The sequence below is a fragment of the Candidatus Methylacidiphilales bacterium genome, from assembly GCA_028713655.1.
Lineage (GTDB): Bacteria > Verrucomicrobiota > Verrucomicrobiia > Methylacidiphilales > JAAUTS01 > JAQTNW01.
Map to the genome: position 1 here is coordinate 15,132 of JAQTNW010000015.1, position 20,386 is coordinate 35,517.

A 20,386-nucleotide genomic window follows, 5' to 3' on the forward strand; every position below is an offset into this window, starting at 1 on the left:
GCTCCGGCGCCAATCCTAAATGTCCCACCTGCGGTACCTACATGCAGCCTCGATGAAGCGTCGACATTTGGAGGATGCCATGTCGAAGCGTCTCTGCGGTTGATGTTCGTTTGGAAATTACAAAAGCTTGCGCAGGTCGCTGACGTCGCCTGCGTGGAGCATGACGAAGGTGCTCTTGGCATCCGACCAGGTGGCGAAGGAAATTCCGTCCGACTGTTCAAAAACAGGTTTGCCGATGGGAGGCGGATCTTTCAGGCGGTTGCGGTCGATGACAAAATAGTGAACCACCTGGCCTCCCTCCAATCGGGTGCAAACGAGGGAAACTTTGTTTCCGTGGATGGAATAAACCTGGCAGCCCAGTCTGGACTTGCCTGCGAGACCGGGCGGAAATTCAAAGTCGTGGGGAGCATTCCGGACGGCCAGCCATTGGTTGAGTTTTCCGGAGTCCTCATTTGAGACGGCCACGGTAATCCGATCTTCGTTCGTCATGCGGACGATTTCACCCGTCAGGGAAGCCAGGGTCATGAGCTGGGATTTTTGCGGCAGCATCAAGCTGGCGGCGCCGAGCAAAGCCACGATGCAGGCGGCCAGCGCGAGCATTCCCGGTCTTGAAAGATGAAAGCGGGAACGCCGGACGCGGATCGGTTTTGCCGCGAGAATGGATCCTTTTAAATGCGCCGGGGGCTGGACGCTTTGCAGGGCCTGGCGCATTTGGGTGTCGAGGGCCTGTTGCGCTGAAAACCAGCGGCCGAGTTCGGGGTCGATGCGCGCCTGTTCCAGAGCCTTGGCAAAATCAGGCTCCGCCATTTCCGCTCCACTGGGGCGGTAAGCGCTTAAAATGGCTTTGGCGTGTTCGCTATTCATGATCCTATTTACTCTGATTGTGTGAGGAGTCTGGATCGGGTTTTATTCCACCGGTAGTCGCCTCTAATTTTTTCCGCAGCAGATCCTTGGCCCGGGAGAGCCGGGACATGGTTGTGCCGATGGGAATATCGAGGATTTCGGCGATTTCCTTGTACGAACATTGGTCCAGATAAAAGAGCGTAAGAATGGAACGGTGCGATTCATTCAAGGACTGCAACGCAGCCAGCAGCTCGGTGTGCTCAAATTCCCGTTCCGCCCTGGATTCGGTCGCTGTCTCCGGGATTTCCTCCAGTGTGTCCTCGCTGCTGACCATACGCTTGCCGCGTTCATGCTGGCGGAGGAAATCGCGGTAAAGCGTGGTGAACAGCCAGCTTTTGATTTTTTCTTTTTCGCGGACCTGATGGCCTTTTTCGGCGTAGATGGCGAAGCATTGCTGGGTGAGGTCGCAGGCGTCGTCGGGGTTTTTGGCCAGGCTGTAGGCAAAGCGGTAGAGATCCCCGTAATAGAGGTTCACGATTGCTTCAAAGTCCGGGTTATCCATGTGGCGGGTGTTGGGTCAGGTTCTAATTGAATCGCGGACAAATCACAAGTGTTACTGCGGGGCCAAAATTTTACCACGGATGGCACGGATAAATTCGGATGGAGAACATTCGAACTGCGAACAGCATGAAAGAAACACATTTTGAACCGCGGATGCACGCTGATAAACACGGATAACAAGAGCAAAGGTTTAAAACAGCTTGCAGCCATCCACACACCCCGAAGCGTTCGCCAGGCTCTCTTTCCGCCCCTCTTGAATAGAGGGGATTGGCTCACAGCCTTGGCTGCTGCTGGGTGACGCAGTGGATCGAGCCGAGGCCGTTGACGAGCGCGGTGCATTCGATGCCGATGACGTTGCGGTCCGGAAAGCATTTTTTCAGGATGTCGAGCGCCTCCTGGTCGTTAGGCGCGGAATAGATTGGAACCAGTACAGTATTGTTGGCGATGTAGAAATTGGCGTAGCTGGCGGGCGAGCGCCCAAACGGCCCGTGGAGCATGCGTTCCGGCATGGGCAGTTCGATGACGTCAAACGGCCTGCCGTCCAGGTCCCGGAACGTTGTGAGCTTTTCCAGATTGAGACGCAACGGCCCGTAGTTGGCGTCGTTTTTGTTGGCCTCGACCGCGGTGACAATGGTGCGGGAATTGACGAAGCGCGAGATGTCGTCCACATGGCCGTCGGTGTCGTCGCCGTCGATGCCTTCCTCCAGCCAGAGCACCTGTTGCACGCCGAGATATTTTTTCAGGTTGTCCTCAATTTGTTTTTGGGTGAGGGCGGGATTGCGGTTCGGATTCAGCAGGCATTGCCGGGTGGTCAGAAGCGTTCCATTGCCGTTCACATCGATGGAGCCGCCTTCCAGCACCATCGAATGTTTGACACAGGGAACCTGCAGCAGCGCGGCTGCGTGCTCGGGGATGAGGTCGTCCTGATCGTAGGGCCGGTATTTGTCGCCCCACATGTTGAAAATAAAATCGTGCGCCAGCAAGGGCGCTTTGCCGGGTTGCGTGGTTTTGACGAAGATGGGGCCGGCATCGCGCACCCATGAATCGTTCACCGGGATGTTGCAAATTTTGAGATTGGCCATGTTGGCCTTGGAAGCGGCGAGGCGTCCGCGGATTTCCTCCGCATTCTCACAAGTGCCGATGAGCAGATAGACGCGCTCATGCGGTGTCAGCGCCTCGATCATTTGCACATAAACCTGCCGGGCTTCTTCCATGTGCTCCGGCCAGGTCTCGATGTTGACGGGCCAGACCAGCCAGGTGGCGTCATGGGGATGCCATTCCGCGGGCATGCTGTAGCCGGAAAAGTCGAAGCTGTCGGCCTGATAAACGCCGGGAAGAGTGGTGCTCATGGATGGATATTGTCAGGTGTCGAGATAGCGTTGGGTGATGGGCTGGTAGGCGTCGATGCGGCGGTCGCGGATAAACGGCCAGTGGCGGCGGGTGAGGTCCACTTCGTTGAGGTCGGCGGGGATGATGTGGATTTCCTCCTTGTCGTGCGAGGCGACCTTGAGGATTTCGCCGAACGGGTCGCAGACAAAGGAGCCGCCCCAGAATTCCAGGCCGTTTTCGACGCCCACTCGGTTGACGCTGGCGACAAAGACGCCGTTGGCGATGGCATGGCTGCGCTGGATGGTTTGCCAGGCATCGTGCTGGCATATGCGGATATTGGGTTTTTCGCCCTGGGCCCAGCCGATGGCGGTTGGGTAGAATAAAATGTCAGCTCCCTGCAGGGCCGTGAGGCGGGCGCCTTCGGGATACCACTGGTCCCAGCAAATCAGTACGCCGATGCGCGCGTATTGGGTTGTGAAGGCCTTGAAGCCGAGGTCGCCGGGCGTGAAATAAAACTTTTCGTAAAAGGCCGGGTCGTCGGGGATGTGCATTTTCCGATAAATGCCGAGCAGTGTTCCGTCGGCATCGATTACGGCGGCGGTGTTGTGGTAGAGGCCCTGGGCGCGCTTTTCGAAGAGGCTGGCGATGATGACAACCTTGTGTTCCCGGGCGATTTCGGAAAGCGCCTCCGTGCTGGGGCCGGGAATGGGTTCCGCCAGGTCAAAGAGGTGGATATCTTCTTTTTGGCAGAAGTATTCTGTGCGGAACAGCTCCTGGAGGCAGATGATTTGCGCGCCGCGTTGTGCCGCGGCACGGGAGAGTTCGACCGCTTTCGCCAGGTTCGCAGCGGGGTCGTCGGAGCAGGCGAACTGCACCAGACCCAGGTTGACGATATTTTTCTCAGCCATCGGGAAATGCTTGTCGCTTCAGGGCTTTTCGACAAGCCTCAAATGGCAGAGATGAGTGTAGATGGGGAAACAAAAGCATTTAACGCAGAGGGCGCAAGACGCAAAGGCGCAAAAAGCGTCCACGTCCTTGAATATGCCGGATTGACCTTGGCCGGGGCATCCCGTAGGCTTGCATGGCGTTGCTGGCCTTTTAAAAATATTCACATCCACCGCTATCGACTTATGAAATTAATGGCAAATCTTGCCGTATGCGCGGTGCTCCTGACGTCCGTTTTATCCGCGGAGGATTTGTCTTCCTGGACGTATGATTTTGCCTCGCCAACGCCCGCCCCGGTGTGGGTCGGAGTGGTGTCTCAAACAATCGATTCAAACTTTTTCGGCAGGCAGGATTTTCAAATTACGCCCGTGGATGATTCGCGCGACCTTTTGCTGACTCTCTTTTTTCAGGAAGTGGACGGGGGTTTCCTGCGTGTCTATTGGGTCCCGGGGACATCCGGGAACTCGGGCGGGACTTCAGCTCCCGTTCTATTGAGCCAGAATTTGTATGAAGGCGTTGCCAAGGGACTAACCAATCGGAGAACCATTCTTCTTTCCGCGTCCTTGCTGAAAGGGGGCGGGGTTTTGTCGTTCCAAGCCGGCCAGCCGGATTTGAAGATTAGCCGCATCCGGTGGGACTGGTTGAAACCTCAGGCTGTTCCTGTTTCCATGGATTCGGGGATCCGGATCGGGGCTGTGGGAGCGACCGGTGAGGTTTTGGCGGTACAAGAGCTTACAGGGGACCCCATACTTCCCGATTCGGACCAATGGAAGGGATCCATTATTTTGGCGCCGATAACGGAAAAGGTCGAATCGATTGGGGACGGTGTTGAATTTGGAGTTGAGCTGGAAGCGGTGCCTGCGCTGGCGCGGGTGGAAGCGCAATTGCTGGGAGTGCCTTTGGACCAGCGGATGGTACTTTGGGTGAATGGCAAAGTGGCCGGGTTGCTGTCGCTTCCGGTCCCTGATTTGACCGATCCGGGCTACCAAACATCACAGGACGGCAAGACCAGTTATATTGGCTGGCAAAAGGCCGCGATTCTTGTTCCGAACGGGCTGCTGCAGGCTGGCAACAACCGATTGCAGTTTTCGTGGCAGGACGAGGGGTTGTCCAATATCCCGCTGACATTGAAAAATTTAAAGCTGCAACTGAAATATCCGACCGTGGCTGCTCCGCCGCCGCTTGTATCCGAAACAGCGCCGACAGGCGGCCAAACTCCTTCCATGGGCGGGGAACAGCCCGCTCCTATTCCTTGAAGTTTTGGCGTTTTGGGGCAAGCTTGATTTAACCTTCTATGAAAACAATCTCCATGAAACTTTCCAGCAGCCGGATGAAATCTTACTTGAGGGGCCGGCGCGGGCGCCAGGCCTACACTCTGCTCGAAATCATGATTGTGCTGGGAATCATCGCCGTGCTGATGGGGTCCGCGATTTACTACTTAACAGGAGCCGTCGGTGGAGCTAAAATGCAGCGTGTGGACGGAGACATCAGCTCCATTACCTCCGCGTTGAAAATGTATGAGATCAACAACCGTTTTTTACCCACCACGGAGCAGGGATTAATGGCTCTTGTAAAAAAACCAGAATCGGAACCTGTGCCCAAGCGCTGGTCTCAGTTAATGAAGGATGTCCCACTTGATCCCTGGAGTCACCCCTATCAATACGTTTACCCAGGCAAACATAACCCGGACGGGTTTGATTTGTATTCGCTGGGACCGGATGGTGTTGAAAGCAGCGACGACGTTGGCAACTGGTAAAGCCTGGCGTTGTCCCTTCGTATGGATTCCCGATGAGATTCTCTCGCCAGCCGGGAACCCAGACATTTTATTCCACTCATTTCAAGATGAGGAGTTGTACGTCCCGTGTCATCGGGGGCTTCACCCTTATGGAACTGGTCATTGTCATGTTGATTGCGTCCTTGGTTCTTGCGATGGCGGCGGGTTTGGCGCGGGACGCCTTTAAGAATGAGGAACTCCAGAACGCCGGCCGCAAGCTGGCTCTTTTTGCCAAAACGGCGCGAAGGCAGGCAATGCAGGAAAATCGCGAGTACGAAATTATTTTGCAGTCGGACTCCATTCTGTTGCAGCCCGCGCAGCCGGAAGATGTGGTGGCAGGGGCGCAGCCGCCGGAAGATTCGGATGCAAGTGCGGGGAAGACACTGGAATACCGGTTTCCGGAGGGCGTCAAATTCCGGGTCAAGCTTTGGGGGGCGGATGAGTGGGATGAGCTGAAAGAGCAGCGGGTCTGGACATTCCCGTCCACAGGATTGTGCGCGCCGCACAGGTTTCGATTCGAAAAGGACGAGGCGTGGCTGGAGGAAACTTTCAATCCTCTGACCGCCAACAAGCAGGACGAAAGTTTTAATTTGCCATGAAAACACGGACCGCATCCGCGCGAAAACGGGCCTATATCCTGCTCGAGGTCATGCTTGCCGCGGGTATTTTTGCGATGGCCGGCGTCGGGCTTGTGGTGGCGCTGAACGACATGGCCCACTCGTTCACGCGTGCGCGCAAAGTCACGGCGGTTCGGATTGAGCTTGAGTCCAGGCTGTCGGGAATCCGGATCCGTCCGTTGGCTCCGGGCAAGAGCAAGGATGATCCGGACCCCAACGGTGTCGTGTATGAACAGGAAATCGCCCCTTTGGAATTGTCCAATGACGACAAAATTGCACTTGCGAATCTTTACCGGGTTACGTTGAAGGCGCACTGGAAAGAGGGAACGGTGGACCAGGAGGAGGAGGCTGAAATCTATGTGTACCAGCCGTAGAGACCGAAGGGGGAACATTCTTAACCACGGATAACACGGATGAGCACGGATAAGAAAAATAGATTCAATGTAAAGATTGAAATCCCAACTCAAACAAAAGTGGAGGGATATAAACGGGACGACACAGAGGTCATCCCTCCATTTGTGTCCTTGGCGTCTTCGCGACTTTGCGCGAGAAATGCACCAGGCAATTTTTTGACCGCTCGTAAACGCAGATGAAAAAAAATAGTTCCAAATCGGCCCGCGGCTTCACCTTGCTGGAGGTGACGGTTGCGATGGCCATTCTGGTCATCATTGCCGGCAGTATTTTCGCCGTGCTGCGCGGGACCATCGCAGAAGTTTCGGTTTTGAGCGAGGAACAGTCGCGCCAGCAGGAAATCGACGGCTTCATTGAATTATGCCGCAAGACCTTCCGGATGCTGCCGGCGCAGGCTTCCCTCGAGGGGCGTGTCAGGCAGGACTCGGGCGCGGTTCTGCCTGAGATTCTGATCCGCAAGGCGCCGGAATCGCTGGCTTGGGGCAAAGTCGAGGATTATGACACGATCAGCGTCATTGGGTTGAGGCCGCAAATCGGCGGCCGCTTTAGCCTGGGGCTCTTGCGCGTTTCGGCCCCGAAGAACCCTGCGGTGGATCCGGTTGTCGCAAGCAAGCCGGAGGATTGGCTGACCCTGATTCCGGACGTGTCTCAAATCGAATGGCGTTATTATGATGCAAGATCGGCCATGTGGATGGATATTTTACCGGTCGGGTCCGGGAGGCCGACTGCGATTGAAATGAAGCTGTTGTTGCCCGGGGATGAGGATCCCCTGGTTGTGGTGTTTTGGGTGGTCCCGATTGAAGCGCAGGCAATGGTCCCGCAAGCCTCCAACCCACCGACTCCGAACCCATGAAAGCGCGCCCCCCATTTTTTACCCGAAGAAAAGGCTCGGCCCTTTTGATTGTGCTTTGGGCCATCGCCATCATGTCCGCTGCCATTTTGGGTGTGGTGGAGTTTGTGAATATCGGGTTCGATGAAGCCGCAACGAAGGGAAAAGATTTCAGGGCGCTGCAGCTTGCGGAGTCCGGCATTGCGCTGGGGCTGCATCCAAAAGTCAGGAAGAGGGAAAGCGTTCTTCACCAGACTTTTGATGCCTCCGAATCGTTCGACGTAAAGCTCAGGAGCGAGGGGGCGCGGTTGAATATCAACGTGGTTCTGCTGCGGGACCAGCGCGATGTGCTGTTGGATCTTTTTGACCAATGGGGGGTAAAAAGCCAGGATGCCATGCGCACAGTGGATTGTTTGATGGACTGGGTGGATGCGGATTCCCTCAAACGCCTGAATGGCGCCGAGCAGCCGGAATATGCAGCCATCGGACTGCCTGACCTGCCGCCCAACCGGCCGTTCCAGTCTGTCGATGAAATGGAGATGGTTTTGGGCATGGATGTGGTTGCCAAAGCAAAGCCGGACTGGAAGAATTACTTTACGGTCTGGGGCGACGGAAAGCTGGATTTGAATGAAGCGCCGGCGGATTTGATAGAAGCGGTTTGTAATGTGGGCGCCCGGCAGGCCGAAAATCTGGTCCAATACCGTCTGGGCCCGGATGGGGTGGTTGACACCGATGATGACGTTGAATTAAAGGATCTTTCACAGGTACAGTCGTCGTTGGGATTGACGAATGCCGCTTTCCAGGCCTTGCAAGACCGCATTACATTGAAAAGTGACTACCGCCGCATCGAAAGCACAGGGATGGTTGGTTCTTATAAACGCACAATTATTGTCGTGACTCATCTGAATAGTAACCCGATACAGTATCTGTCATGGTTCGAGCAATAAGAGCACCCAAGACCGGCAAGGCGGAAGGCGCCCGGGTGCTGCTTCCGGGTGAGCAGTCGTGGGAAATTTGGGCGCTTGACTCTTCGTCCGCTTCATTGGCCGAAGGGAATTGCCCGCCCGGGCAGGCTGGATCACGGTTGCGCGCAAATTCCATTCTGGCCCTGCCCGTGCAGGAGGTGGTGGTGGTTCCGATTTGGCTGGCGACGGTGGATCGCTCTGTCATGGAAGACATGCTCTGGCTTCAACTCGAAAAACGCGGGCTGGTATCCCGCTCGCGTCCGGGAGAGCCGGTCGATTTTCATGTGATTGCCCGGCAGGACGAGCGGTCGCTGTTGGCGGTGACGGTGCTTCGGGGTGATTTTCCTGAAGAGCTCTGCGTGAACCGGCTTTCCGATTACCGCCTTTTGGCCGATTTTCTTCCGTTGTCCGGCAATCAATTGTTTTTGTGGAGGGAATTGGGGAGGTTTGTGATGGCCTTTTCGAGGGACGGCGAACTTGTTTATGCGCAGTCGCTGCCTTCGGATTCCTTGTTTGGCCATGTGGTGCAGGAAGCGCTTTGCAGCATGCTGGCTTTGGAGGGCGACGGGACTTTGGCGGCCATTCAAGGCGTTACGGCGTGGGGAAGTTTTTCGCAGGCGGACTTGCGCGAACTGGGCCGTGTTTTCGGCTGTGAAACCGCGCAAGCCCCACGGCCGCAGCCCCGGCTTTTTGAAAAAAAGCGCAACTTGCTGCCGGCGTCAGTCAAGGCCGGCCATCAGCAAAATGAAGAAAAAAAGCGCAATCTGCGGATGCTGGCCGGAGCGGGTGTTTTATATTTGCTCTTGCTGGCGGCAGCGCTGGGACAGGTCAGCTGGCTGTTCTGGAAAAAACACGGATTGGAGTCCGAATTGGCCCGGAACCGCGTGGAAGTTGAAACCATCCGGCAGGCCGCGCAGAGATGGGAGGCTTTGGAAGCCGCGATTATGCCCGCAGGCTATCCGGTGGAAATTCTTTACCGCAGCACCCGGCATTTGCCGGCAGAAGGGGTTCGGCTCGTCACTTTCAGCCAGGAGCCAAAACAGGCGCTTTTGGTGGGGGAGGCGAAGGATTCGGCGGCGGCCTACAAATTCCTTGATGATTTGAAAAAAGACCCCGAGTTGGGGGATTATGCGTGGGATATGCCGCCTCCGAAGCTTTTGACCAATGACACCGCCCAGTTCCGAATAGAAGGGAAATCAAAGTATGCGCCAAGTCACAAACCGTGAACAGCGTCTGTTGCTGGTTTTTACAGTGCTTTTGTTTTTGGCGCTGAATCTGTTTGGGTTCAGCCTGCTGTCAAAAAACCGCCAGATATTGGAGAGAACCGTCCGCAAGTTGGATCTTGAACGGCGGGAGGCGCGGGTTTGGATGGGGCAGAAGGATTTGTGGCTCAAACGCAAGGAATGGATGGACCGCAACCAGCCCAAGCCGGATCCTTCGGGCCAGGACAGCGCCCGGTTGCTCGAATTTCTGCAACAAGGCGCCCGCCAGAATAAAATCACCATCACGGACCAAAAGCTCCTGGAGCCGAGAACGGAGGCCGAGTACCGTGAGGCGTCCGTCCGGATCGAAGTACGGGGTTCCCTGGAGCCTGTGGTCAGGTGGCTGGCGGGGTTGCAGGCTCCCGAACGCTTTCAAGCCATAACCAGTTTGACTTTGAAAAGTGACGCGGAACCGCCTAAGGTCATATGTAATCTCACGATTGCCAGATGGTATGCCTTGAAACCATGAAAAAAATAGCAATGCAGGCCGGGAAACAAACCGGCGGACGGCCTTTCATTTTTGGCCTTGTGCTGTTAGGCGGATACCTGGTTTCCTTTTCAGTTTGTGCCGGCGAAGTCGTGATTCCGGAAGCTTATCCCATTGAGCGGTATGAACCGGTCTGGAAAAAGTCCCCGTTTACCCTTTCTTCGGTGCCCGATGCGGGGCCGACAGGCGGGTTGTCGGACAAATTCAAGCTGACGGGGGTCTTGAAAATCGGCGACGAACCCTATGTTTCGATTTACGATACGGAAAACAAGGAACGGTTTTTGATTTCCAGGCAGGTGAATGCCCAGGGAGTCAAGCTCGATGCGTTGCAGACGTCCGACGATCTGAGCAAGGTGGTGGCCAACCTGAGCAAAAGCGGTGAAACTTTTTCTTTGCATTATGACATGGACTATTTGAAGCAGGTGACGGGCCAGTCACCCATGAATGTGCCGGGCCAACCCATATTCAACAACCAGGGCCATCCGCCGCAGGTGCAGATCCCGAGCCCGGTGAATGTCCAGCCACAGTCAACCCCGCCGCCGCCGCCCCAGCGGTTCATACGCCGCCCTTTTACAGTTCCTTCGCAGTCGTCGGGGTCTTAGAACCCGTGGAAAAAATCAGGAAAATTCATGTCAAACTCTAAATCATTGGTGTGCCTGGCGGTGTGGCTGTTGTGTTTTGCGGATGGTCAGGGCCAGACACCGTTGAAATCGCAAGCAGTGGCCCCAGCGCAGGCTCCGGCGCCTGCAAATCCGGGCGGGGAGGAACTGGTCAAAGTGCAGTATCCATCAGCGAAGCTTGACGATATCCTGGATGCTTATGAAGCAACCTCCGGCAAAACATTGCTGCGCGACGCCAATATCCAGGGCATCTCGGGCCTGACGATTCATCTTGTCGTCCCGGGCATGATTCCAAAAAGCCAGGCCTTGCGGTTGCTGGAGTCCGTCATGACACTCAATGGGCTCTCCCTTGTGCCCGGCGAGGACAACAGCGTCAAGGTCTTGAACAGCACATCCGGCAAGATTCCGCGCAGTGAAGGCATTGCCATTTATGCCAATCTTCAAGACCTTCCAAAGGGAGACCAATTGGCCAGTTATTTCATGCCCTTTCGATACCTGGATGCCGCGTCAGCCCAGCAGATTTTCATGCAGCATCTCCAGCCGCATCCCTACGGCGTGATCGTTCCGGTGCCCAATGCCCAAGCCCTGGTCATTACCGAGAACGCTTCCGCCATCCGGCAACTGGCCAAGCTCAAAGAGCTGATTGACGTGCCGCCCGCCAAGGTGATCAGCCAGTTTGTGACCCTTCAACGCGCGGATGCCGAGAGGGTGGCTGACACGATCACCAAAATGATTGATGCGCGCAAAAGCAAGGCCCAAGGCGTCCCCGGCCAGACATTGTCCTCCTCCGAAATACCGGGTGAAAACCTGACGTTGAACGAGCGCACTTTTGTCTCCGGTGATGTTCAATTGACGCCGGATCCCAGAACCAACCGCATCCTGGTGGTGACCCGTCCGGTGAACTTTGACTACATCAAGGGATTGATCGAACAATTCGATGATGCGGTCACGCTGACCTCGCCGCTTGAAAGGCCGCTGAAGTATGTGATGGCCGCCGATGTTCTGCCTGTGTTGGAAACCCTGCTCACGGAAAGCAAGGATTCCCAACCGGTTTCAAGCAACACGAGTAATCCAGGCCAGCCAAATCAGCAAAACCGCTTCAGTCAAAACAATACCTCGCGCAGTTCCAGTTCGAGCGGCAGCCGCAGCGGCCCGAACGTTTCCGCAGACCGCACGTTGCAGGAAAACCAGGACACGGCGCCCGAAGCGGTCATGGTTGGCAAAACGCGCCTCATTGCCGACAAGCAGGCCAACTCCATCATTGTCATCGGACCGCCCGAGAGCGTTGATAAGGTAAAATCCATCCTGGATCATCTCGATAAAAAACCCATGCAGGTTTATTTGGCCACCGTCATCGGCCAGTTGACGATCGGCAAGAATACGGAATTTGCCGTGGACCTGCTCCAGAATTTTTCCAGCAGCGGAAATTTCGGCGTTGCGGCCAGTCAGCGCACGCGCAGTAGCGCCACGACGGACCTGACCCTGAATCCCAGGGGGTTGACCAGCGCCGCGGCATTTACCGCCCTGCCTGCGGGCCTTACGCTCTATGGGGCCATCGGTTCGGCTTTGAATTACTATGTCAAAGCGCTGGAGAGCACCTCTCATTTCCGCGTCCTTTCGCGCCCCGTTATTTATACTTCCAACAACAAAGGCGCCGTCATCGCCTCCGGGCAGAGGATTGCCGTGCCCACCTCGACCCTGAGCACGTTGAACGCCGCCACGACAACCGACAGCACCTCGGTGATTTCCAACATCGATTACACCGACGTGGTGCTGAAACTTGAAGTCGTCCCGCTGATCAATTCGGACAAGGAAGTGACCCTCAAGATCAAGCAGACCAATGACAGCGTGGTCGGCAGCCAGGTGATTTCAGGCAACAGCATCCCGACCATCGGCACCCAGTCGGTGGACACCACGATCATTGTGCCCAACAAAGCCACCGTTGTTCTGGGTGGGTTGATTACGGAAAGCAACACGGTCAACGTCACCGGCGTGCCCTTTTTTAAAGACATCCCCTTGCTTGGCTATTTGTTCAAGGGAACAACCAAGGACAAATCCCGCCAGGAGCTGATCATCATGATCCAGCCGAACGTCGTGAGCTCCGATGAGGAATTCAAGGCGGCCAGTTTGTCCGAGGAAAACAGAAACCAGGTTGGCGCCGAGGCCCACGCCTTTTCGGAAAACACGCCCTTTGACGCCAAGAAACATGAAGCCGAAGTGAAAGCCGCCGCAGCTGCCGCGAAGCGCGGTACGACCACCAAGGGCGACCGTACCACAACAGAGCAAGCCCCACCGCCTCCGCCCCCAGCGGAAGAAACCCCCATTTCACCCACTCTTCCCGCGCCGTAATTTTTACGCAGACATGTCTGCGCTTTGTCGTTTGTGCCATTTTCTCTGGATTGCCGCGTCGCTACGCTCCTCGTCCGCCGCGGCGGAACGCGGGTGCGTGGGGCAATGTGCAGACGAAGCATGCTGGCCCTGGCTATTCGTCATCGCGAGAAACCAAACCTTTCAAAAAGCTGTTTTGAGCGGGAATGAACGTGAGCTGTAGCTTACCGCAACGCGGTTGCATCTTTCAGCCCAGGGTTGGCGCGAGTCAGCGAGAGCCTACCCTGGGTATCTGTCAAAAATGTTCCCAACTCTGAAGGAGTTCACTCGCGATGCCTATCGGAGTTGCAGCGGGGCAGCATGGGCGAGAGGAGGACGGAACCCATTCAGGGTTCGGGGTATTTTTTGATTTTACCCAGGGTAGCTCGTTCCTCGCAACCCTGGGCTGGAGGACGAAACGCCGTTGGCGTTTTAGCTAACATCATATATCTCAACATCTTGTCACATCTGTTCATTAGGAGGCCCATCTGGAACACTCGCGACGCATGTCGGAGTTGGGCCGTGGCGATCCATCTCTGATGCGCAAGACTATGGCGGACAGGCAAGTTTTAAGATACCGATATTGCATCTGCGTGAATCTGTGTAATCAGAGGATAAAAATGGTTATTTTTCTCCCTCACGCCGCCGTTGACACCCGGCATTGAGGCTGGGAGAGTCGGAGCCGCGACAGGCGTTTCAGATGATGAGAATAGTCTATATCGGCACGGGAGAAATCGGAGTGCCGTCTCTCAGGGCAATGATCGAGGATGGCTCGTGCCGGGTTGTGGGCGTGTTGACCCAGCCCGACCGCCCGTCCGGCCGCCAGATGAAACCTGCGCCATCGCCTGTCAAGCAGCTTGCATTTGAAGAGCATCTCAGCATTTACCAGCCGGAAAATATCAATTCGCCCGGGGCCCTCCAACAACTGGCGTATCTCAAGCCGGACCTGCTTGTCGTTTGCGCCTATGGACAAATTTTAAGGACCAGCGTGCTGGAACTCCCCAAACTGGGTTGTTTGAATATTCATGCCTCGCTCCTGCCGAAATACCGTGGATCGTCCTGCATCCAGGCCGCCATCCGAAGCGGAGACCGTAAAACAGGCCTGACAATCATGTGGATGAACGCCGGCCTCGATACCGGCGATATTCTTTTGCAGGAACCGGTCCGCATCCGCAGCCGGGACACCGCCGGGACCTTGCACGACAAATTGGCGGAATTGGCGCCCAAGGCTTTGTTGGAAGCGCTGGCTCTGATCCGCGCCGGCAAAGCGCCCAGGATTCCGCAGAATCTGCAGGAGGCGACCTACGCGGGAAAATTGAAAAAGGAGGATGGGCATATCGATTGGAACCAGCCGCAAATCCAGATTCACCGGCATATTCGCGCCATGGATCCCTGGCCTTCCGCCTATTCATTTTTGGAAGAAAAGGATGGCGGGAAGAAGATGCTCAAGATTTATAAAACAATCATCTCAAGGCATGCCAAGGGCAGTCCTGGCGCCGTGTTGCGGATCGATGATCACGGGGTGCTGGTGGCTGCCGCGAAAGGCGGGTTGCTTCTCCGGGAAGTACAATTGGAGGGACGCAAACGCATGCATGCAGCCGAATTTGCCCGCGGTTACCGGTTGGAAACAGGTGCGATGCTCGGGTAAATTTCGGTTTGTCGAATTCCCTCGGGTCGCGTAAGCATGCGGTATGAATAAATCATTTTTCAGCTTGTTGTGTGCGGCTTGCTGCTCCGTTGCCTTTGGCTTTGCAGGCTGTGCCAATGGCGGATACAACGGCCCGGTCTATAATTGCTATCTGACCGAAGATGAGCCTCTGTTGGAAAAGGGTCCATCCCAACAAACACCAGCCGATACCACTTTGTCTTCGGGCACGCGGGTCCGTGTTGTGAGTGGCGGCGGAGCGTATATGCTGGTTGAAACCGTGAGCGGAAAACAGGGTTGGGTGCCAACCTCGGCGGTTAAAATGCAGGAGGACAGTTCACCCGACACTGCGCCAACAGGGGCTTTTGGTTCCCATTCCGGATGGTAGCCCTTCTGATTTACCGCAGAGACACAGAGGGCGCAGAGAGGGAAAATCGTTCCTGGTTCTTTGTGTCTTTTGCGTTCATTCGCGGCCAATCCCATTCCGGTTTTAAGAATTCCACATTCTGCATTCTTCCTTTTCCCTCCGCGTTCTCCGCGAACTTTCTGTAAAATAGTTTCCCAGGTGTCTTGGTGGTTCAATTCAATCGAAAGAATTTTTCCGCGGTCTTTCCCGTCGTTTCAATGATCTGTTCGAACGCTTCGTTGCGCAGCTTGGCGATGGTTTCCGCGACAATCCGCACATGGGCGGGCTCGCATCGTTTGCCCCGGTGTGGAACCGGGGCGAGGTAGGGGCAGTCCGTCTCAACCATGAACGATCCTTCCGGCAACGCGCGTATGCAGTCGCGCACCGGTTCTGCGTTTTTGAATGTCACAATGCCGGTAAACGAAACCAGGTGGCCGTTGTCGAGGAGGCGCCTGGCTTGCTCCGCGCTGCCGCCAAAGCAATGGAACACGGTCCGCAGCGAACCGTGATAGGGAACCAATAATTCCAGCAAATCGTCCCAACTCGCGCGTTGGTGGATGACCACGCCCAGCCCGTGTTTTTTTGCCAGATCGAGTTGCTGGATCAGAAAATGTTTCTGGCGTTCCTTCCAGGACGCAAGCCGTTTTTGGTAAGCGGAGCTTTCCTCGCCATCGGCCTGCGGCGGTGGCCGGTAATAATCCAATCCGCATTCGCCGAGCGCCGCCACCTTGGGATGGGACAGCAGCCGGTCCAATTCAACAGCAAAATTTTCCGGTTCCTCCTCAACATTGCAGGGATGAATTCCAACAGCGGCAAAAATATTTTCATGCTTCTCAGCCAGGGCGACGGCGCGGCGGCTGGATTCGAGCCCGGTTCCGATGTTGATGATGCGTTCCACGTCGGCCTGGCGGGCCCGCAGGATGACATCATCGAGGTCGGAATCGAAATCGCTGAAATCCAAATGCGCGTGGGTGTCGATGAGCATGAGGGGGCGGAGAGGATCTCAGCCGGGCTGCAGGTGTCGGATCTGCGCGATGACCCAGGCGTGAAGTTCCGTGAACCTGAGCATGAGCTTTTCCTCGGACGCGGAACAGGATTGCAATTTTTGGCGCCAGTCTTTGAGTTCGCCTGATTGGTTCGGCATGGTGGTTTGGCATTCCCCCAGAAACAACAGGAGATTATCCAGAGCGCTGGAAAAATCCGTGGAACCGTGCTGAAGCGATCCGACCACGCTGATTTGGTTTTGAATCGAACGGAACGCGGCAATGGGTTCAAGGTCAAGCGCCGAAACGGGAGCGACATTTGTTTTTTTCCCCGCCTTAAGCCTGCTGGCGGCCACCCATGCGAGCAGTCCCGAAATGGCGACTGCGATAACGAGGACAGTGGCGTAAACTTGGAATGGCGAAATCTGAGGCATTGGCGTTACTATGCCTCAAAAATGCCGGAAGCACAAGCCTCAGTGTCCTGTTCCCCAGGACGCGAGCTCGATTCATTGACACAAGCGGAAGGGTTGCTAGTAAAAAAGCATGGAATCAAAAAGCAAAATTTGGATCAAAAGTTCGAAAGCCCCCGCCGCGGTCGGGCCTTATTCACAGGGAACCCGGTACGGGGATTTGATTTTCACAGCAGGCCAGATTCCGCTGGATCCGGCCACGGGGGAATTGACCGGCAAAACCGTGGAGGAACAAACCCGGCTGGTTTTGAAAAATCTTCAGGCGGTGCTGGAGGAGGGCGGCGGTTCGTTCCAGACCGTATTGAAAGCCACGGTGTTCATGGTGAACCTGGGCGACTTCGCGGCCATGAACAAGGTTTTCACGGAATTTTTCGGAGACTCGCTTCCGGCGAGATCGACCATTCAGGTTGCGGCCCTGCCCAAAGGCGCACAGGTTGAGATCGAAGCCGTGGCATTCCGGAAATAGGAAGATTTTTAACAGGAAGGCCGCGAGGGCCGGAAGAACAGCCTGGAATTCAAATTTCAGGGTTTACTGACATGACATCCGAGGAATTGCTGGAAAAATTCAAGGAAACCGGCGCGTTGCTGGAAGGCCATTTCGTGCTGCGATCGGGGTTGCACAGCCGCCAGTTTTTTCAATGCGCCCATTTGCTGCAATATCCGGCGTTGTCCTCCAGGATTTGCGCCGCGCTGGCCGAAAAGGCGAAGGAAATCGAAGCCGATGAAGTGATCTCGCCGGCCATGGGCGGAATTTTGGTCGGGCACGATGTCGCCCGGCATTTGAATAAAAAACATATTTTTGCCGAGAAACACGAAGGCAGGCTGGCAGTCCGGCGCTTCGAAATCAAACCCGGGACCCGCTTTCTGGTTTGCGAAGACGTGGTGACAACCGGCAGCGCGGTGAATGAGGTTTGCCGGATTGTGCGCGGCGCCGGAGCGCAGGTGGCGGCGGTGCTGTGCATTGTGGACCGGAGCGGCGACCGGCAGCCGGATTTCGGCGCGCCCTTTGTTTCGTTGCTGAAGCTGCGGGTGGAAACATTCCCGGCGGAGCAACTGCCGCCCGATCTGAAAAAGATCCCCGCGTTCAAACCCGGGAGCAAATGAGCATTAACCGCGGACATGGAGTGCGGTGGCAAGCCGCTGTAACTGCGGGGTGCGACACCGCTTTGGGGCTCTTAAGCAAAGGTTGGCCGCAAAAGAGCGCAAAAGAGCGCAAAAAACGCAAAGGAAATACATTTTTAACCGGATTGGCGCAGATAAAAAGTCAGGCCGTTTGCCTGGAAACCTCAGCGTTCTCGGCGCCTCTGCGGTGAATTTTCAACAATAGCCTGCATATGCCCAGTACGTATCTTTCCGCTGTTACGTCCCGATGCTAACAGGTTGACCATTGAAATGAGTATGAAATATGCAGGCTAACATGAAAATCTACGAAGTCTGGGCCGGGCAGCGGCGGATGCTGGCGCGTTGCGAGTGCGGCGCCGGATTTGGGTTTCGTTCCAAAGGCCTGCTGGGAAGGAAGAGCCTGCCGGAAGACGAGGGCATCCTTCTCTTGCACTGCAACAGCATCCACATGTTCTTTATGAAGTTTCCAATCGATGCCGTCTTTCTGGACAAACAAAACCGCGTGATCCGGATTGTTCACGGGATCAAGCCCTGGCGGATTTCATCCCTTATTTGGAAGGCGTCTTCCACACTCGAAACAGCGGCCGGCATTTGCTCCAAATTCGGCCTGAAAGAGGGCGATGTCCTGGAATTCAGAATGCTGCCAGCTTAAAACATGAAAACTGGCGCAAGCTGCATTCATCCCCCTGAAAAGGGGGAAGACAAGGGGGTTTTCTGTCTTATTTCTGTAGCAACGACAAAAACGGTGTCGCGTCCGGCGGCTGCCGGACTTGCCACCGGACTCCATATCACTTCATGTCGCACATTCGAGTTCGTCGGCAAAGTGTAGCGGCGGCGGTGCTTCTTATCCGTGGTAAAAACAATTTTAATGCGTAAGGTTGACCGATGCTGGATCTGTCTCGACATCCGAAGGCTGCCGGGGGGAGGATGTGCATTTGTTTCCAATAATCAAAGCAGGTGAACGGTTTGAATGCGCCGCACGATAAAGACGGAAAAAATCCGTCGAAATTCTGGAGCCTGCTTGCTCCGTACCTGCGGCCTTATCGCAAATGGATTGTGTTGTCGATCGCATTGAATGCCTTCCACGGCATCGCAATTTCCTTCCAGTTCCTGTTCCCGAAATATCTGATTGATGACGTGCTTCCCGCCGGGCAGGTCCCCAACGGCCATCCTTATCACAAGCTGGCGCTATTGCTCGCCGCTTATCTGGTTGCGTCGATCCTGTGCCGGATGCTGGCCTGGCACATTGGCTACCGTATTTTCACCTGGGTGCGCGAAAATGTGATCCTGAAAATCCGCGCGAATTTCTTCCGCCACATCAACGGCCTTTGCCTGCGCTTTCACGGAAAATACAACAGCGGCGAGCTGTTTAGCTACCTCTTCGGTTCTCCGCTGTCCCAGGTGCAGCAATATCTCCAGCAGATGGCGATGAACGGTCCCGGAGCGGTCCTGACGCTCGTTTCATCGATCATCTGGGTGTTTTTCTGGGATTGGATGATGACATTGGTACTGCTCGCATCCGTGGTCGCCGGGGTGTGGCTGATGTGGCGTACGCGAAAGCGCATGCAGAAATTGCACCGGGATTTTCAATTTGTGGAGAGCAACGTAAGCGGGCATGTGGCCGATCTCATTCGGGGATCGCGCGAGATCAAGCTCTATTCAATGGAGGCGCAGGTGATGGAGGATTTCCAGCTCCAGGCCGGCGTCATCAGCCGCAAAAGCGTGGAGCGCGACGTAAAATCGCACATGTATTACATGGAAACCGAAACCGCAACCTATCTTTTCTTTGCCTTGCTGTGCAGCGTCGGCGCCTGGCGTTATTTGAATGCCGGGTTGACCCTTGGCGAACTGCAGGCCTACCTGGGCGCCTTCATTGCGCTGCAAGGCCCCATGCAACAGCTTTTGCAAATCAGCTCCCTGCGCGGCGGAGCGCAGGCCAGCCTGGAAAGATTGAATGCCGTTCTCAACACGGTCAGTACCACCCCCGATCCCGATGGGCATGACCGGCAGGCGCCGGAACGCGGCGACATTGTTTTGCGCGACGTTCATTTTTCCTACGATCAAATACCGACGCTGAACGCCCTGAATCTCCGGATTCCGTATGGCCAGCGCCTTGCCTTGGTCGGAGCGTCGGGATCGGGCAAGAGTACGTTCGCGCAACTTCTGCTCCGCTTTTATGATCCCAACTCTGGAAGCATCGAGATCGGAGGAGTGGATATCCGGCACTGCACCGGAGCGCATCTGCGCCGGCGCTTCGGGGTGGTTCCACAGGATCCCTATTTTTTCCAGACGAACCTGCGCGACAATCTGCGGGTTGTGCGGCCGGATGCGGATGATGAGAGAATCCGGCGAGCCTGCGAACAGGCAAGCGCATGGGAGTTTATTTCCGCGATGCCGCGCGGACTGGATACTCCGGTTGGCGAGGGCGGCACAACACTCTCCGGCGGCCAGCGCCAGCGGCTGGCGATTGCGCGTGTCCTGCTGCTGGATCCGCCCTATTTCATTTTTGACGAGGCCACAAGCGCGCTGGATACCGTGAGCGAAAAGTTGATCCAGGAATCGCTCCATCGCGCCATGGCAGGACGCACGGTTATCTTTATCGCCCACCGCCTGGCTACGGTTAAGAATTGCGACCGGATCATAGTCCTGAACAAGGGCATTATCGCGCAGGACGGAACTTATGCCGAACTCTCAACACAGCCCGGCCATTTCCGCAACATGGTTGAGAGCGATAGTTTGCGAAGCTGAAA

At 55.7% G+C, this 20,386-nt stretch carries 22 protein-coding genes; 16 read left to right on the forward strand and 6 right to left on the reverse strand.

The features are described 5' to 3' along the window. Positions 1-117 precede the first annotated feature (117 nt). The 4 genes from PHD76_06450 to PHD76_06465 all read right to left on the reverse strand — a co-directional run bounded on the left by PHD76_06450 (position 118) and on the right by PHD76_06465 (position 3,641). Positions 118-864: a hypothetical protein gene (locus PHD76_06450; protein ID MDD5261474.1), complete on the reverse strand. Its 747-nt coding sequence runs from the start codon at positions 862-864 to the stop codon at positions 118-120. Between the two features lie 4 nt (positions 865-868). Next, entirely contained in the window at positions 869-1,378 is a 510-nt protein-coding gene (locus PHD76_06455) for an RNA polymerase sigma factor (GenBank protein MDD5261475.1), read from the reverse strand. Between the two features lie 298 nt (positions 1,379-1,676). After that, positions 1,677-2,753, reverse strand: coding sequence for an agmatine deiminase family protein (locus PHD76_06460; protein MDD5261476.1), 1,077 nt, complete (start codon positions 2,751-2,753; stop codon positions 1,677-1,679). A 12-nt stretch (positions 2,754-2,765) separates the two neighbouring features. Next, positions 2,766-3,641 carry a carbon-nitrogen hydrolase gene (locus PHD76_06465; protein ID MDD5261477.1) on the reverse strand — a complete coding sequence of 292 codons (876 nt, stop codon included), beginning with the start codon at positions 3,639-3,641 and terminating at the stop codon, positions 2,766-2,768. Positions 3,642-3,863: 222 nt separating this feature from the next. On the opposite strand from PHD76_06465, the gene PHD76_06470 reads away from it, so the two are divergent. The 12 genes from PHD76_06470 (at position 3,864) to PHD76_06525 (ending at position 15,043) form a co-directional block, all read left to right on the forward strand. Beyond that, a complete protein-coding gene (locus PHD76_06470; protein MDD5261478.1) occupies positions 3,864-4,934 on the forward strand; it encodes a hypothetical protein in 1,071 nt (356 codons plus the stop codon). Between the two features lie 53 nt (positions 4,935-4,987). Continuing rightward, positions 4,988-5,434, forward strand: coding sequence for a type II secretion system major pseudopilin GspG (gene gspG / locus PHD76_06475; protein ID MDD5261479.1), 447 nt, complete (start codon positions 4,988-4,990; stop codon positions 5,432-5,434). A gap of 86 nt (positions 5,435-5,520) precedes the next feature. Beyond that, positions 5,521-6,051: a prepilin-type N-terminal cleavage/methylation domain-containing protein gene (locus PHD76_06480; protein ID MDD5261480.1), complete on the forward strand. Its 531-nt coding sequence runs from the start codon at positions 5,521-5,523 to the stop codon at positions 6,049-6,051. After that, positions 6,048-6,443: a hypothetical protein gene (locus PHD76_06485; protein ID MDD5261481.1), complete on the forward strand. Its 396-nt coding sequence runs from the start codon at positions 6,048-6,050 to the stop codon at positions 6,441-6,443. The genes PHD76_06480 and PHD76_06485 overlap by 4 nt, the downstream gene beginning before the upstream one ends. A 215-nt stretch (positions 6,444-6,658) precedes the next feature. Then, positions 6,659-7,333, forward strand: a complete 675-nt coding sequence (locus PHD76_06490) for a prepilin-type N-terminal cleavage/methylation domain-containing protein (protein ID MDD5261482.1) — start codon at positions 6,659-6,661, stop codon at positions 7,331-7,333. Next, positions 7,330-8,256 (forward strand): type II secretion system protein GspK, encoded by a 927-nt coding sequence (locus PHD76_06495; protein ID MDD5261483.1) that lies wholly within the window; start codon positions 7,330-7,332, stop codon positions 8,254-8,256. Before PHD76_06490 ends, PHD76_06495 begins: the two co-directional genes overlap by 4 nt. Further along, entirely contained in the window at positions 8,241-9,500 is a 1,260-nt protein-coding gene (locus tag PHD76_06500) for a hypothetical protein (protein ID MDD5261484.1), read from the forward strand. Before PHD76_06495 ends, PHD76_06500 begins: the two co-directional genes overlap by 16 nt. Further along, on the forward strand, positions 9,478-10,005 hold the full coding sequence (locus PHD76_06505) for a GspMb/PilO family protein (protein ID MDD5261485.1): 528 nt from the start codon (positions 9,478-9,480) through the stop codon (positions 10,003-10,005). Before PHD76_06500 ends, PHD76_06505 begins: the two co-directional genes overlap by 23 nt. After that, positions 10,002-10,625, forward strand: coding sequence for a hypothetical protein (locus PHD76_06510; GenBank protein MDD5261486.1), 624 nt, complete (start codon positions 10,002-10,004; stop codon positions 10,623-10,625). The genes PHD76_06505 and PHD76_06510 overlap by 4 nt, the downstream gene beginning before the upstream one ends. Before the next feature lie 27 nt (positions 10,626-10,652). Next, positions 10,653-12,992, forward strand: a complete 2,340-nt coding sequence (locus tag PHD76_06515) for a secretin N-terminal domain-containing protein (GenBank protein ID MDD5261487.1) — start codon at positions 10,653-10,655, stop codon at positions 12,990-12,992. 718 nt (positions 12,993-13,710) lie between these two features. Continuing rightward, entirely contained in the window at positions 13,711-14,658 is a 948-nt protein-coding gene (gene fmt / locus PHD76_06520) for a methionyl-tRNA formyltransferase (protein ID MDD5261488.1), read from the forward strand. 43 nt (positions 14,659-14,701) lie between these two features. Then, a complete protein-coding gene (locus PHD76_06525; GenBank protein ID MDD5261489.1) occupies positions 14,702-15,043 on the forward strand; it encodes an SH3 domain-containing protein in 342 nt (113 codons plus the stop codon). 190 nt (positions 15,044-15,233) lie between these two features. On the opposite strand, the gene PHD76_06530 is transcribed toward PHD76_06525, so the two are convergent. After that, entirely contained in the window at positions 15,234-16,046 is an 813-nt protein-coding gene (locus tag PHD76_06530; protein ID MDD5261490.1) for a TatD family hydrolase, read from the reverse strand. 18 nt (positions 16,047-16,064) lie between these two features. Beyond that, on the reverse strand, positions 16,065-16,478 hold the full coding sequence (locus PHD76_06535) for a hypothetical protein (GenBank protein ID MDD5261491.1): 414 nt from the start codon (positions 16,476-16,478) through the stop codon (positions 16,065-16,067). Positions 16,479-16,587: 109 nt separating this feature from the next. On the opposite strand from PHD76_06535, the gene PHD76_06540 reads away from it, so the two are divergent. The 4 genes from PHD76_06540 (at position 16,588) to PHD76_06555 (ending at position 20,384) form a co-directional block, all read left to right on the forward strand. After that, positions 16,588-16,980 carry a RidA family protein gene (locus tag PHD76_06540; protein MDD5261492.1) on the forward strand — a complete coding sequence of 131 codons (393 nt, stop codon included), beginning with the start codon at positions 16,588-16,590 and terminating at the stop codon, positions 16,978-16,980. A 71-nt stretch (positions 16,981-17,051) separates the two neighbouring features. Next, the gene (gene pyrE / locus PHD76_06545; protein ID MDD5261493.1) at positions 17,052-17,618 is read left to right on the forward strand and encodes an orotate phosphoribosyltransferase; all 567 of its coding nucleotides are present in this window, start codon (positions 17,052-17,054) and stop codon (positions 17,616-17,618) included. Between the two features lie 313 nt (positions 17,619-17,931). After that, a complete protein-coding gene (locus PHD76_06550) occupies positions 17,932-18,288 on the forward strand; it encodes a DUF192 domain-containing protein (GenBank protein ID MDD5261494.1) in 357 nt (118 codons plus the stop codon). A 305-nt stretch (positions 18,289-18,593) separates the two neighbouring features. Further along, entirely contained in the window at positions 18,594-20,384 is a 1,791-nt protein-coding gene (locus tag PHD76_06555; protein MDD5261495.1) for an ABC transporter ATP-binding protein, read from the forward strand. The last annotated feature ends 2 nt before the right edge of the window (positions 20,385-20,386 follow it).